Source organism: Nitrococcus mobilis Nb-231, from assembly GCF_000153205.1.
Lineage (GTDB): Bacteria > Pseudomonadota > Gammaproteobacteria > Nitrococcales > Nitrococcaceae > Nitrococcus > Nitrococcus mobilis.
Genome location: NZ_CH672427.1, coordinates 3,459,382 through 3,473,641, shown reverse-complemented (window position 1 = coordinate 3,473,641; position 14,260 = coordinate 3,459,382). Strand labels below are relative to the sequence as shown.

Annotated in this window: 11 protein-coding genes; 4 read left to right on the top strand and 7 right to left on the bottom strand. The window is 60.8% G+C overall.

Going from position 1 to position 14,260, the window contains the following annotated elements; all coding sequences use genetic code 11:
* Positions 1-175: 175 nt before the first annotated feature.
* The gene (locus tag NB231_RS15760) at positions 176-592 is read right to left on the bottom strand and encodes a type II toxin-antitoxin system VapC family toxin (RefSeq protein WP_005004848.1); all 417 of its coding nucleotides are present in this window, start codon (positions 590-592) and stop codon (positions 176-178) included.
* Positions 593-631: 39 nt separating this feature from the next.
* Entirely contained in the window at positions 632-919 is a 288-nt protein-coding gene (locus tag NB231_RS15755) for a type II toxin-antitoxin system Phd/YefM family antitoxin (protein ID WP_005004846.1), read from the bottom strand.
* Between the two features lie 951 nt (positions 920-1,870).
* Here NB231_RS15755 and NB231_RS15750 point away from each other — a divergent pair.
* Positions 1,871-2,521: a PEP-CTERM sorting domain-containing protein gene (locus tag NB231_RS15750; RefSeq protein ID WP_005004844.1), complete on the top strand. Its 651-nt coding sequence runs from the start codon at positions 1,871-1,873 to the stop codon at positions 2,519-2,521.
* 225 nt (positions 2,522-2,746) lie between these two features.
* Here the strand turns inward: NB231_RS15750 and NB231_RS15745 are convergent, their stop codons facing one another.
* The 4 genes from NB231_RS15745 to NB231_RS15730 form a co-directional block, all read right to left on the bottom strand.
* Entirely contained in the window at positions 2,747-4,837 is a 2,091-nt protein-coding gene (locus NB231_RS15745; RefSeq protein ID WP_005004843.1) for an ABC transporter ATP-binding protein, read from the bottom strand.
* Positions 4,834-6,222 (bottom strand): ABC transporter permease, encoded by a 1,389-nt coding sequence (locus NB231_RS15740; protein ID WP_005004839.1) that lies wholly within the window; start codon positions 6,220-6,222, stop codon positions 4,834-4,836. Before NB231_RS15740 ends, NB231_RS15745 begins: the two co-directional genes overlap by 4 nt.
* Before the next feature lie 110 nt (positions 6,223-6,332).
* Positions 6,333-7,310 (bottom strand): ABC transporter permease, encoded by a 978-nt coding sequence (locus NB231_RS15735; RefSeq protein ID WP_005004838.1) that lies wholly within the window; start codon positions 7,308-7,310, stop codon positions 6,333-6,335.
* Entirely contained in the window at positions 7,307-9,484 is a 2,178-nt protein-coding gene (locus NB231_RS15730; protein WP_005004837.1) for an ABC transporter substrate-binding protein, read from the bottom strand. The genes NB231_RS15735 and NB231_RS15730 overlap by 4 nt, the downstream gene beginning before the upstream one ends.
* 193 nt (positions 9,485-9,677) lie before the next feature.
* Between NB231_RS15730 and NB231_RS17160 the strand changes: the two genes are divergently transcribed.
* The 3 genes from NB231_RS17160 (at position 9,678) to NB231_RS15715 (ending at position 13,556) form a co-directional block, all read left to right on the top strand.
* Positions 9,678-11,702 (top strand): MASE1 domain-containing protein, encoded by a 2,025-nt coding sequence (locus NB231_RS17160; protein WP_005004836.1) that lies wholly within the window; start codon positions 9,678-9,680, stop codon positions 11,700-11,702.
* 6 nt (positions 11,703-11,708) lie between these two features.
* Positions 11,709-12,362 carry a response regulator transcription factor gene (locus NB231_RS15720; protein WP_005004833.1) on the top strand — a complete coding sequence of 218 codons (654 nt, stop codon included), beginning with the start codon at positions 11,709-11,711 and terminating at the stop codon, positions 12,360-12,362.
* Positions 12,363-12,500: 138 nt separating this feature from the next.
* On the top strand, positions 12,501-13,556 hold the full coding sequence (locus NB231_RS15715) for a methyltransferase domain-containing protein (protein ID WP_005004832.1): 1,056 nt from the start codon (positions 12,501-12,503) through the stop codon (positions 13,554-13,556).
* 93 nt (positions 13,557-13,649) lie between these two features.
* Here the strand turns inward: NB231_RS15715 and NB231_RS15710 are convergent, their stop codons facing one another.
* Complete coding sequence (locus NB231_RS15710) at positions 13,650-14,192, bottom strand: cytochrome P460 family protein (protein ID WP_005004831.1); 543 nt, start codon at positions 14,190-14,192, stop codon at positions 13,650-13,652.
* Between the last annotated feature and the right edge of the window lie 68 nt (positions 14,193-14,260).

The window sequence follows — 14,260 nt, the reverse complement described above, 5'->3', positions numbered from 1 at the left end:
CGCCAGACCATCGCGATGCGTCAGCACCTCGGCCAGTTTCGGCAGACGATTGAGCAGATTGGAGACCTGCAGGCGCCGGAGCTGGGCGCGCGGCGCCCGGTCGAGCGCACACCCCCGGCGCCCGTCGCAGCAGCGCGGCTAGCACCCGCCGCGCCGACAGCAACCCACTGCGGCATTATTTTTGATCCCACAGACAACGCACGCGCAAACCGGGCACCGCCGCAAAATCCTTGCCTCCGGTCACGAAGTGGCCCCGATCGTTCGCCACCAGCAATGATACCGCCTGCAAAGCGTGCGGCGTTCGCAGCCGCTGATGGGCACGCAGCTCCGCGGCACGGTCGATCACGGACGTGTCCAGGGTAATCACTTCCAACCCCGGATCCATGAAAAAGGCATCATAGCGCTTGAGCAAGGCCGTGTTGCCTTCACGCAGCGGCCGGATGCGACACTCCAGCCGGCTGAGCGCGGAGACCGCCAACGGCGATGAAGGCCCCGGCGTGTATAGCTCCGTCAGCGCGCGGCGAACCGCAGCTTGCGCCTCCACATCGCCCTCGAACAGGTAGATGATGGCGCTCGCGTCGAGAAATATCACGGGGCCGAATCAATCCCTGACAGACCGCACCAATCGTCCTCAAAAGCCGTCCGCGTGGGGATCATCCCAGGCCCCTCGCTCGGCCTCCAGCTCCGCGTTGATCTCGCGTGCACTGCGCCCATCCGTCGACGCAGGAGTCAACAGGCGCTCCCACAGCCGTTCCGAGGCACGCCGTCGATCCACGAGACGCTGGTAGTCTTCCTCGCTGAGTATGACGTAGCACGGCCGGTTTCGCCGTATCACGTGCACCGGCCCATCGCGCAGTGCCGCGTCGATGGCGCCAATACCGCGGCGCTTGAGTTCCTGAGCCGAGATGACGTTGTCCATCAAATTACCGTATTTGGTACTGGAAAGCAGTACTGCTTATAGCACCGGTCACGGCCGGCAAGAAGTTCGACTTAAGCGAGTCGGGTAGACGACGGCGCTAGCGGGCACCTCCCGCCCCCGGCTCTCACAGAACGTAGCGAGCGGTTTTCCCGCACTGCGCTCTTCGGAGCTGGCTTCATAGCACGTAGGGCGCAATAGCAAAGCGTATTGCGCCGAATGCCAATCCACGTATGCCACGTATGCAAGGAGGTCCACCGTGACACGCTCAACCCAATTGGCAGAATAAACACCTTCGGCAAGTGCCTGTCTGTGGATGGTGAGCCGATATTTCGGGTAAGCCAGCGATTACGCTTGCCTCATCGGCGATCGACGCTGAGGTCAATAAGTCCGGCGCAATACGCTTCGCTGTTGCGCCCTACCGCTGCTGCCTTCGGCAGTTCAAATCCGTTCCTACGGATTTGTCCGGCTTTCGCCGGAATGAGGAGAACGTGATTGCTCAGTCTTCCTAACGGATGCCGCGTCGGCCGACGCCTGGTAAACGCCCCCTTCTAGCGTCCGCCACCTACCAAAGCAGCGTTCGATCCAAATCTAGTATTGAACGGCCCTGGCCTGTCCCCTGGCGCGCTCTAAATTCCATCGTAAATGTTAAATGATTTAACACTTGCAAGTCGGGCCTTGTAAAAAATACTAAATGTAGTTTTATAATCTATTTAAAAATAAATAAAAATTTAATGTGGCATTTATCTTGCCTCTTATCCGCCAGTTAGCTTTTTTGCGCTAGCACCTGTTTTGACTAAGCCTTCACAAGTCATGCCTGTTAACCTTTCTCAGCCGCCAGGCGGAACGGGCGCATGGTCCATACAAGCGTTGAGTAGACGCATAGGTAGTCTGTAAATAGTTCATAGGCATGCCGCAAATTATTCTTATGAGTAGAAGACGGGTTTCCATCACATGGGCATGAAAAGGTTGTCGTTGTTTAATGCGGTGTTTCTCGTAATCTTGATTGCTATTCCAACTAGCTCCTACCCGTTTACCGTTCAGTGGTCAGCAGTAAAGGACGAAAACGACAAAAACGCGAACGACGTTACCCAGCCCTGCAGTAACTTGACAGGCAAGTTCAGTAATGACAATGGGACGCTCAACCCCTGTGTGATTAGAAAGACTGTCGTGAAGCAGGGGGACAAGGTAGTCGGCGTCAGGCATCTGGCTCACGTGACGTGGCCCGAGGACAAGAACGAGCTGCCCAAATTTACCTTTGCCATGGTTGCGGATTCTGATCTCGATTCCTCCACCCTCGACTTCACAGGGTTCGATTCAGATGGTTTTGTTTCGCTGCTGGCAATCGAGATCGAGTTCGATGGCATTGGTACGTTCGCACCCACAATGCTAGACGTTGTCCCTATCGGCGATCTGGACACAGTCGCCGAAGGTGTTGGTCTGATTGATTCGTTGCTCGCCCCGAATGCTGGCGGTGACGTTCCCATCGCAATGTTCGATGTCCCGAGGGATGTACTCATGATGGTCCCAGAGCCGACAACCCTCGCCCTCTTGAGTCTCGGTCTCGCCGGATTATTCGGATTGAATAGGGCTAACCGGCGATAAGGAAGGCCGACTGGAGATCTCTTTAGCGGGTTCAGAGGAGTTGAGGAACCTTAATTAGGTAGAGTTGAGGACAGGTTTCCATCCCCGTAGCATCGGCCTATCTGCTGCCGCCCTTTCGTCTGGCGGTGTCTCACTAACCGATGCATAGTTTCATTGACCTATCCTCCCTCATCAAGCGAAGTAGGCTACTGGCGAGGTGCCCCCGGAGGAGGATCCTGTTCCACCTTAGCGAGATCGGATGACATGACGCTCGGTTTTCTCCGTAGCGGCATAGGCACCGTTCTCGGCGTCCTGGGCATACGCCCCATCACCGTAGAGATAGCAGCGGGCGCTATGGGTCGTGCTGAAGTGGGTGGCGCCGGGATACCCCTCCCGACATTGGGGCATGGCCTGCGGGCAGCGGGGATGAAAATGGCAGCCGGCGGGCGGGTTCGCCGGTGAAGGCAGGTCACCGGCGAGCCGAATGATCTCGCGCTTCGATTGTGGATCCACCGTCGGTACGGCGGAGAGCAGCGCGCGCGTATACGGATGCCGCGGAGCATGCAAAACTTCCTCCACCGTCCCCTGCTCGACGACGCGCCCGAGGTACATCACGGCCACCTCGTGGGCGAGGTATTCGACCACCGCGAGGTTGTGGGTGATGAAAAGATAGGACAGCCCCAGGCGCTGCTGCAGCTCCTGGAGTAAGTTCAGGATTTGCGCCTGCACCGAAACGTCCAGCGCGCTCGTCGGCTCGTCACAGATAATGAGCTTGGGATCTACGGCGAGCGCTCGGGCGATGCAGATCCGTTGCCGTTGTCCGCCGGAGAATTCATGCGGGTAACGCCGCATCACATCCGCGTCTAACCCCACCTGAGCGAGCAGCGCAGCCACGCGCTCCAGGCGCGCCGCCCGCGTCCGACCGATGCGCTGCGCGATCATCCCCTCCTCGAGGATGTCCCCGATCATCATGCGCGGATTCATCGATGAGTAGGGGTCTTGAAAGATGATCTGCAGCTCCTTGCGGCGACGGCGCAGCGCACGGCCACCGAGCCGCGTCAGTTCCTCACCAGCGTACTGCACGGATCCGGCGCTAGGACGCAGCAGCTGCAGAATGCCCTTGCCGACCGTCGTCTTGCCGCAGCCCGATTCACCGACCAAAGCCAGGGTTCGGCCGGGCGGGATCGCGAGCGAGACCCCATCGACCGCGCGCACGTGGCCCACCACGCGCTTGAACAACCCGGCGTGAATCGGAAAGTGGACCTTGAGATTGTCGACCTGCAGCAGCGATCCCCGCACCGGTATGGGCTCAGTACCGGCCATCGGCTTACCAGTGTCGCCGACAAAATCACGGTCGGTGAGCGATTCGCCGGCCTGGGCCGGATCGTAGAGGTGGCAGCGGACGCGGCGCCCCGGCTCGTGCTCGAGCCAGCGCGGTAGCGTCTCACGGCAAGCGGACCAAGCGTAATCGCAGCGCGCCTCAAACCGGCAAGCCTTGAACTCATGGGCCAGTGAAGGTACCGAACCGCGAATCACCGCAAGGCGCGTTGCACGCTTGCCGAGGTTGGGCAACGAGGCGAAAAGCTTGCGTGAATAGGGATGGGCGGGCTGGGCGAAGAATGCGGTGGCCGGAGCCTGCTCCACCACATGCCCCGCGTACATTACCGCCACCCGATCCGCCATCTCGGCGACCACGCCTAAATCGTGGGTGATGAGCAGCAACGCCATCCCGGTACGCCGCTGCAAGTCACGCAACAGTGCAAGGACCTGTGCCTGGATGGTCACATCGAGTGCCGTGGTCGGCTCATCGGCGATCAGCAGCTCTGGCTCGCCAGCCAAAGCGATGGCGATCATGACCCGCTGTTTCATACCCCCGGAGAGCTGATGCGGGTATTCCCGCGCACGGCGCGGCGGGTCCGGAATTCCGACCGCATCGAGCAGATCCAACACGCGCCGCTCATGCGAGCCCTTACCGCGCCGGCGCAGGGTTTCGGCGATCTGCGTGCCCACGCTCAACACCGGATTGAGCGAGCTCTGGGGTTCCTGGAAGATCATCGCCAACTGCCGGCCGCGCACCCCGCGCATTGCCATCTCCGGCAGCGCTAACAAATTACGCGCGCCGAGACGGACCTCTCCGGCCACGACACGCCCAGCGGCCGGCAGCAACCGCATGATGGACAACGCGGTCATGGATTTACCGCAGCCGGATTCGCCGAGCAACGCGAAGGTCTCGCCACGCGCGATGCTGAGATCGACTCCTTCCACCGCGCGTATTGGTCCCCCGGCTGTATCGAACCAGGTCTTGAGGCCGCGCACCTCCAATAAGGGCTCGCTCATGCCGTCTCTCTTCGCAGTCGCGGATCGAAGGCATCACGCACCGCATCGGCGAACAGGTTGGCCGCGAGCACCAGCGCGAACATGAAGACGAACGCGGCCGCCAGCGACCACCACACCACCGGCTCCCGGGCGAGCTCCAGCCGCGCGCTATTGATCATGTTGCCCCAACTGCTGGTGGAGGGATCCACACCGATATTGATATAGGAGAGCACCGCCTCGGCCAGCACCAGGCCACTGAAATCGAGTACCACCATGATCAGCACGATATGCATCACGTTGGGCACCAGGTGGCGCAGCATGATATTGCCGTGCCGCACGCCGAAGGCCGCGGCAGCCTGCACATAATCTACCTCGCGCAACTTGAGCACCTCGCCGCGCAACAGACGGCAAAGATTGGTCCAACTCGTGATGCCAAGGACGATGCAGAGAAAAAGCAGGCGCAGATCCGCACGCTGCGTGACACTGCTGAAGCTCTCGGGGTGATTGGCCATGTACACCTGAATCATCAGGATCACCGCCGCGATGAGCAGCACACTCGGAATCGAATTGAGGGTCGTATAGAGGTACTGGACGATATCGTCCACCCAGCCGCGGAAATAACCGGCCGCCACCCCTAGGATGATCGCGAACGGCAGCATAACCAGCGTGGAGAGCGTGCCGATGATCAGACCCGTGCGAATACTCTTGATCGCTTCGTAAAGCACGTCCTGACCGACTTTATCGGTGCCGAGCACATGGTAGTCGGCACTGAGTTCCACCAATAGAAACAGCAGCGCGATGAGCAGCGCCGTGGTTCCCAGGAAGGTTCGCCAAGGCCCGCGGGTGCGCCCGCCTAGCACGCGCCGCAGGCTCTCCCGCAAAGTCGTGCCGGAACGGCGCGCAAGTATCGTGAGCACGAGTAGGCTCAGCATAAGGCTCACCAGCGCCGCCTCAACTAGCGCACGCAGCGAAGTACGTAGGATATCCCAGGCACGTTGTGCCTGCGGCTCATTCAGGTGCGCACCGCCGTATACAAGGCGCGGGTAGCCCCGCACCTCGCGGCCATCGCCGAGCTCGATTATCTCCTTAGCGTACAGGTGTGTGGCGAACGGCGCGGAATAGGTCTTCTCCGTGCGGGTGCGCAATGGCGTGACCAGATAGTCGAACACGCTGATCACCTCACCGTGCCCGCCCCCCTTTGCCATGGGGCGAAAGTGCAACGAGTCGGCGAGCGCAATCAGGACGTACACCCCCAACACTACCGCCGCGCCCACGGCGAGCGGACTTTGCATGACTCGCCGCCACGGGGCGCGCAGATGCTCACGGCGGCGCACGCGCAACGCATAGACCAAGACCATCAGTACGAGCAGGTAAAGCAGGGCATCGGTCCACAACACCACCGGCATCGTTCAGTTCCTCGCCTTGCGCGCTGTCACATTCGTGGCTTGCTCGTCATAGGCACGGCTGATCGGCCAACCTAGGCAACCGGCCAAGCGCTGGGATGCAGGAGCGTTCATCACCGCAGCCGCACTCGGGGATCGACTACGGTGTAGGAGATATCGGTCAGCAGCAAGCCGATGATGTAGAGCGCCGAACCAAGGAACACCATGGCACGCACGATGGCGAAATCTTGGCTGTTGATGGCGTCGATGGTGTAGCTGCCGAGCCCGGGGATGCCGAAGAACGATTCGAGCAACAGGCTCCCCATGAACAGCAGTGGCAGCACGGCGACAATCCCGGTGAGGATGGGTACCAGGGCATTGCGCAAAGCATGGCGAAAAAGCACCAACCGCTCCGATAGGCCCTTCGCCCGCGCCGTGCGAATGTAGTCCTTGCCGAGCTCCTCGAGGAAAATGGTGCGGTACCAACGCGTGCCCATGCCGATGCCGCTCACTATCCCCACCGCCACTGGAAGAATCAGGAATTTCCACGCTTCGATCCCCGGCAGATAGCCCGAGATCGGTACCAGATCGAATATCTTACCGATCAGAAACTGGCCGCCGATGATATAGAAAAGCGTGGAGACCGACATCATCATCACGCACAACACCACCGCCGCAAGGTCAAAAGCAGTCCCCCGAAAAAAGGCGATCAACATCGCGAAGGTGATGTTCACCAGCAAGCCGATGAGCAGCGTCGGAATCGCAATCGCCAAGCTCGGCCACATGCGCTGGCGAATGTCGTAGCCGATGTCACGGCCCTCATCGGAGCGGCCAAAATCGAACATGAACAGCCGTACGGACTTCGCATAGAAGATGGTATCGGTCAGCTTTGCGGCCCCTCCCGCCGCTGCGTTCCAAAGCAAAGGCTGGTCGTAGCCGTGTGCGTGCTTCCATTGCTCCACCGCCGCCGGTGTGACGCGTTTCATGCCAAGGTGCATGCGTGCCATATCATCCGGACTGTTAACGACGAAGAACAGAAAAAACGTGAGCAGATTCACTCCGATGAGGATCGGCACGGCATAGAGCGTCCGGCGGATGATGTAGGCAATCATAAGGCCGCCGCACGCTCTCGGCGCCGATAGGCCACGACACCCGGCACCAAACTCGCCAGCACGAGCGCAGCCACGACGATCAGAGGCCATATGACCGGCTGGTTCCACGCGCGGCGTTGCTCAGCCCGCAGCGCCGGGTCGATGCGAATGTACTTGACGGTATTGTTCGCCATGGTGTTCGGCTTCAGGTTGTGATACCAAACATGGTGAAGCACGAACAGCTCGGGGTGGAATCCCCAGATCCAGGGCGCGTCGCGCTGGACAATATCCACCATGCGGGCGGTGAGCCGCCGACGCTCAGCGTTATTGTCCATGTTCTTCGTGCGCCGGAACAGCCGGTCGAACTCCGGATTGGAATAATTCGCGGCGTTCTCGCCGTTCCCGTTCACCTTCTTATTGGGTCCATAGAGCAGGAACAGGAAGTTCTCCGGATCTGGATAATCGGCGACCCACCCCCATTCGAAAAGTTGCTCCGTTCCCTTGAGCATCTTGTCTTGGAAGCGGTTATAGTCCGTCGCCCGCACCACGAGTTGGATACCGAGTTTTGCGAATTGCTTGCGAAACCAATCCAGTCGGGACTTGCTGTCGGGGCCGGCGGCCGCGGTGTCGAAATACAGTACCAGCGGTTCTCCCGTGTTCGCGTCACGGCCACCCGGGTAACCCGCCTGAGCCATCAGCCGGCGCGCCTCCGCGATGGGCTTGCGCCGCGGTTGCCCGTCCACCCAGTCATAGACGTAGCGATTGATACCCGCCTGCCCCTTACGATGGCCGAAGATTCCAGGCGGAATCGGGCCCTGTGCTGGCATGCCGCGGCCATTAGCGAAGATGGAAATGTACTCTTCATAATCGACGGCGATGGAGATCGCGCGGCGCAGCTTGCGCGCGCGCTCGCTGCGGCCGCCCACCACCTCGTCGAGCATATTGAAGCCCATGTAATAGATGGATGTCGTGACGGCGGTCTCGAGTTCGATGCCCTTGCGGCGCATCACCGGAGTCACTTCCGGACTGCCCTGGCCAGAGAACTGGATGGCTTGATCGAAGCTATCCGAACTCACCCCTGAGGCATCGTAATAACCTTGGAGGAATTTGCTCCAATAGGGGATGGATTCCTTCTCGAGACTGAATATCACTTTGTCGACGAACGGTAGCGGTCGGCCGGCATCCGCCAGCAGCCCCGCGCGCGCATCAGCCGGAACTCCCGCGTGCGGATAACGCTCGCCATGGAAATTCGGGTTGCGCGTTAACACCATCCGCAGATTGGGATTGTTCTGCGTGAGCATGAAAGGACCGCTCCCCACAGGATACCAATCCAGGGTGAGGTTGCGTTCCGCCATCCCGGGCTGCGAATAGAATCGGTCGGCCTCCCACGGCACCGCAGCGAAGAACGCCATCGCCAGCCAATAGCGAAACTGCGGATATTTGCCTTTGATCGTAATCCGGTAGGTGGTGCGATCCACCACCTGGGCCCCCTCGAGCGGGTATTCGCGGAGGTCGAGGAAAGCGCTCGTGCCCTGCTCCCGTTTGAGCTCGTCGTAGATCGGGCGCAGCCGCTTCGCGTACTGATCGAGGCCGAGGATATACTCACTCATAAGCCCGAAAATGGGTGAGTTCAGACCCGGATGAGCGAGGCGTTTGATTTGGTAGACAAAATCGGCGGTCGTAAGCAACCGAGACCCGGTGTGGCGGAAATCGCTCAGCTCATGGATGCCCTCGAGATCCGCGCGGCTCAACGCATGATAGCGATAGGCGCCTTCGGCATTACGTGCGAAAGCCGGATGCGGCTGATAGCGAATATCCGACCGAATATGAATGTCGTAGACACTGTAAGCGATACCCCTAGCCGGGGCACTTGCGGGCAACTCTCGGAACTCGGCATCCAGGTAGCGCGGCTCAGGGACTTCCGTAGCAGCAAGCGGAACGAGCCGATAGGGTCGCTTGAGGTAGTGATACTGTAAGGGCGGCTCGTAAATCTGAGCGATGAACAGCGCCTCGTTGACATTGTACGAGCGGGCCGGGTCCAGGTGCTTGGGCTGTTCCTGGAAGGCCGAATAGAGGATGTTCGCGCCCGTCTGACTCGCCGGATAGGGATCGTTCCAGGGCGTGGAGTCACCGCAACCGACCAACACAAACACCAGCATTGCGGCGTAAAGTCCCCGCATCGCCGCATTCAGCATCCACTTACCTCCGCCGCATCGACACAAACGCCCCGACCCGGGGCCGAGCCGGCCGCTTCGCATCATACCGATCAGGCCACCCATTGCCCACGGTCACGAATAAATGCGCCCGCAAAGACGCGGCCGGCCGGGGCGGGCCGTAGCGCTAAAAGTTCTATATTATTTACCAGGAGCCTGATATCTCAGAGGGAAAATGCAAGCCGCCATACCTACAGTGACATTGCGCACCAACGCTGCAGAGATCATTGCGCACCTCGGGGTGTTCGGCGCGTATTTTCTGGCCGTGCAAATCGGTCGGTATTTTGCTCTGCCGCAGACCGAGCTCAGCTTGGTGTGGCCGGTAACAGGTCTCGCGCTGGCTGTCGTTTACCTGCTGGGCAGGCGCTTCGTGGTGACGGTGGCGCTGGCCGCCGCCACCGTTCACCTCATGCTGGAGCACATCGCGCTGGTGGCCGTAGCCGTTGGCTTGGGGGTCGGAGTGGCCGCAGCCCTCGGGGCGTGGTTATTACGTCGCAGCGGGTTTCAGCCACGCTTCGAGCAAGTGGGCGATGTGCTGCGCTTCGTGCTCTTCGGTGCTCTAGCGAGCAGCGCGGTGAGCTCGCTGATCGGCTCCGCCGTCATGTATTCCGCCGGCATGGCGCCGTGGCAGGGTTTTACTTCGCTGTGGTGGATGTGCTGGGTGGCCGACATGATGGGAATTCTTCTGGTGGGGCCGGTTCTGACGGCCTGGGCAGCGGATCCTGGGCTTGCGGCTAGCGGCCGGCTGCGCCTGGAGCAAGGGACGTTGCTCGCCAGTGTGATCCTGGCCGGCTGGGTCGTCTACAGCGATGTTCTGCCTTCGAGCCTAGCCATGTCCAAGCCCCTTTCCTATTGTATCTTTCCGTTGATGATCTGGGCGGCCGTGCGCTGTCGGCCGAAGGAGACTGCGCTATTGATCCTCGTCTACGCAGCGATTGCCGTCGCCTACACGAATACCGGGCATGGCCCGTTTGCCGGAGCGGTGCTGCAGGAGGATTTTCTTTCGCTGCACGCCCACCTCGGCATGCTGAGCCTCACCACACTCCTGCTCGCGAGCGCGATGGCCGAGCGCCGAGCGGCAGAGCAAGCGGTGCGGGAAAGCGAAGCCAAATACCGGCTGATGGTAGAGAATCAGACCGACCTGGTGGTGAAGACGGATCGGGACGGCTACGTGCTCTTCGCCAGTCCGACCGTGGGCGAGACCTTCGGCGCAACGCCGGAGCGCCTGCTCGGGAAACCGTTTCGTCTGCTGGTCCGAGCGGCGGATAAAGACCATCCCGACAGCCCCTGGAGCCAGCTCTTCGCACCACCGTGGTGCTGCTATTTGGAGCAACCCGTGCAGACACCCAACGGCCAGCGGTGGCTCGCCTGGGCGGCCAAGGCGGTCAGGGAGGAGAACGGGGAACCCGGCGCGGTGGTCGCCGTGGGCCGTGATGTCACGGAGCGACGGCGTGCCGAGGACGAGTCCCGTCAGTACCTAGAGGAGCTGGCTCATGTCGGGCGGGTCAGTGCCATGGGGGAAATGGCGGCCGGACTGGCCCATGAGCTGAACCAGCCCCTATGCGCCATCACGACCTACTCCCAAGCCTGTCGCCGGTTGCTGGGCGCCAATGCCGAACCAGAACTCGTGGGCGCCATGGAACGCGTTGCAGCCAATGCCCAACGGGCCGGCGAGATCATCCGCCATATGCGCAGCTTCGTGCGCAAGGACGATCCGAGCGTCGGCCCGGCCGATATCAATGCACTGATAAAAGACGTTCTAGAGCTGACCTCCGCCGAACTGCACCGTAGCCGGATCAAAGTCGAGATGAGGCTCGGTCGTGATCTCCCGGCGGTGGCGGCGGCCCGGGTCCAGGTTCATCAGGTCCTCGTCAACCTTATCCGCAACGCTCTCGAGGCGATGGACACCGGCGCCGAGGGCGCGCGCCGCCTGCTCATTAGAACGACCGCCGAGCGGAACGACAGCGTGGCGGTGATCGTCGCGGACACGGGTCCCGGTTTACCGGTGGATTTGCTGGATAACATCTTCGAGCCGTTCGTGACCGGCAAGACCGAAGGCCTAGGTCTCGGGTTGTCGATCAGCCGCTCGATTGTCGAAAATCACGGCGGACGCTTGCTCGCAGGAAATCGCCCGGGAGGCGGAGCGGAGTTCCACTTCTCCCTTCCCGTCTTCTCACAGGATCAGGCCAAGGCAGGGTAGCGGCGCATGAACCGCGTAAAGCATTCAGCCGCGGATTCCCCCACGGTCTTCATCGTGGACGACGAGGCCGACGTGCGGGATTCCGTCGGTCTACTGGTCCGCTCCACCGGGCTCGCTGTGGAGACCTTCGCCACCGCCGATGAATTTCTACACGCCTGCGACCGAGAACGCCCCGGCTGCGTAGTGCTGGATGTGCGAATGCCTGGCCTGAACGGGCTGGCCGCCCAGCAACAGCTCCTCAAACGGGGCATCACTCTGCCGGTCATCTTCATATCGGGACACGGCGACATCGCCATGGCCGTGCGGGCCGTGCAGGCCGGAGCGCTGGATTTCCTGGAGAAGCCGTTCAATGATCAAGCCCTGCTCGATCGCGTGCACAAGGCCCTTGAGATCGATGCAGAGAACCGGATGCATGCCGCCGCCGAAGCGGACATAGCGTGCCGCCTGCAAACGCTGACCCCCCGGGAGTGCGAAGTCATGGAACGGCTAATCGAGGGCAAGGTAAACAAAATCATCGCCCGTGAGCTGGATGTGAGCACGCGCACGGTGGAAATCCATCGCGCGCGCGTCCTGCACAAAATGGGGGTGGGTAATGTATCCCAACTGGTGCGTCTGGTGTTCTCCACCGAGCGCTATCGCGAGCGATTCACCGCTGACTGAGGGTCCAAAGGCGACCTTCTCGCAGCTGAACCATAGCGCGAGCTGGGGTACAACCGGGCCAATACGTAGCATTACGGATTCGAAGTCACTTGATTTCGTACCAAGGTACGAGCACTTAGCGAGCAGTGGAGAATGTGGATGAGCCAGGAAGACGTCAAGCACTACTACGGTCAAGTGTTGACCGGATCAGCGGATTTGCAGACCGATGCGTGTTGTACGCCTGACGCTTTGCCTGCGTTCTTGAAAGGCGTGCTCGCCGATATTCATCCGGAAATTCTCGGCCGCTACTATGGCTGCGGGCTGGTAATCCCCGAAGCGCTGGAAGGTGTCAGTGTCCTGGATCTGGGTTGCGGATCCGGGCGTGACTGTTACGCCCTCTCGCGGCTGGTGGGCGAACACGGCCGGGTGGTGGGCGTGGACATGACCGAAGAGCAGCTCGCCGTCGCGCATCGGCATCTGGACTTCCACACGCAACGCTACGGCTACGCGAAGCCGAACGTGGAGTTTCTGCATGGGTATATCGAACGGCTGGATGAGCTCGAACTCGCCGACAGCCGCTTCGATTTGATCGTCTCCAACTGCGTTTTGAATCTATCGCCCGATAAGGCCGCGGTTCTGAGGGAGGCTTACCGGCTGCTCAAGCCGGGTGGCGAGATGTATTTCTCCGATGTCTACGCGGACCGTCGCGTACCGCAAGCGCTCAGCCATGATCCGGTACTCTACGGGGAATGCCTGAGTGGCGCCCTCTACTGGAACGATTTTCTTTCCCTGGCCAAGAAGGCCGGCTTCTCCGACCCGCGGCTGGTGGAAGATCGACCGTTGCAGTTGAACAACCCGGGTATCCAAGCGAAGATCGGCCATATTGCTTTCTATGCAGCCACTTACCGGCTCTTTCGCATCGACGACCTGGAACCGGCCTGCGAAGACTACGGCCAAGCTGTGATCTATAAGGGCACGGTAGCCGAGCAGCCGCGGCGCTTCAGGCTGGACAAGCATCATGTCATGGAGGCCGGACGGGTGTTCCCGGTCTGCGGCAACACCTACCGAATGCTACGCGAGAGCCGCCTCGCACCCCATTTCGAGTTCATCGGCGAGGGGCAGACCCACTATGGCATTTTTAAGGGCTGCGGCGTCGGGATTCCGTTTGATCCGGCGGACACGGGCAGCGCGCCGCAACCCGGGGGTTGTTGCTGACACTGCCCTGATCGATCGGTGGTCAACCCAGGGGGGCATTCATCAACGACCCGCGGGTGGCAGCGGGATAGTGCGCCAATACATTCCTCCAAACTACCGATAGCGGTCGTGATTGAATACATAATCACCGCCGGGGGCCGATTGATGACAGGCGATGCAGCCCTGATTGGCTCCCTTGGCAACCCGACCGGCAAGCGCCATCCCCTGCGGGTTTTTGGCCAGGTGGCCGTCGGGGAGGTACTTCGCCCAGAACCAGTTCCGGTTCTCGGGGTCGTAGCCGGCCTCCCGGCGGTACATGACCGTAATCGCAGCGAGCCATTTATCTGGATCATTGGCCACGGCCTGCTTGCTGACACCTTCGCCACCGTAATTACGCTTGATGATCAAATAGCCTGTGTGGCCATCGAGGGTGAACGGCCGATCGATGGTGTCGAGAATGGCACCGTGCGGATGCTGGCCGGTATAAGGTGTCGACATGATCCGGTTGCTTCCGACCAGATTGGCCTGCTGCATCCCGCGCCACAGCTTAGCGGCATACGCCATGCTGTCCTTGCCGCTGAAGGGCAGCGGCTGGCCCGTGGCCGCGCTGCTGCCCGCTCCACTGTCCGACTGCAGCGTGCACCCGGCGATGGCCATAGTCCCGACCAAGGAGATAGCAACGGCGTATAATGTAGCTTCATGTTCTTTCTACTTATTTAAGGCCA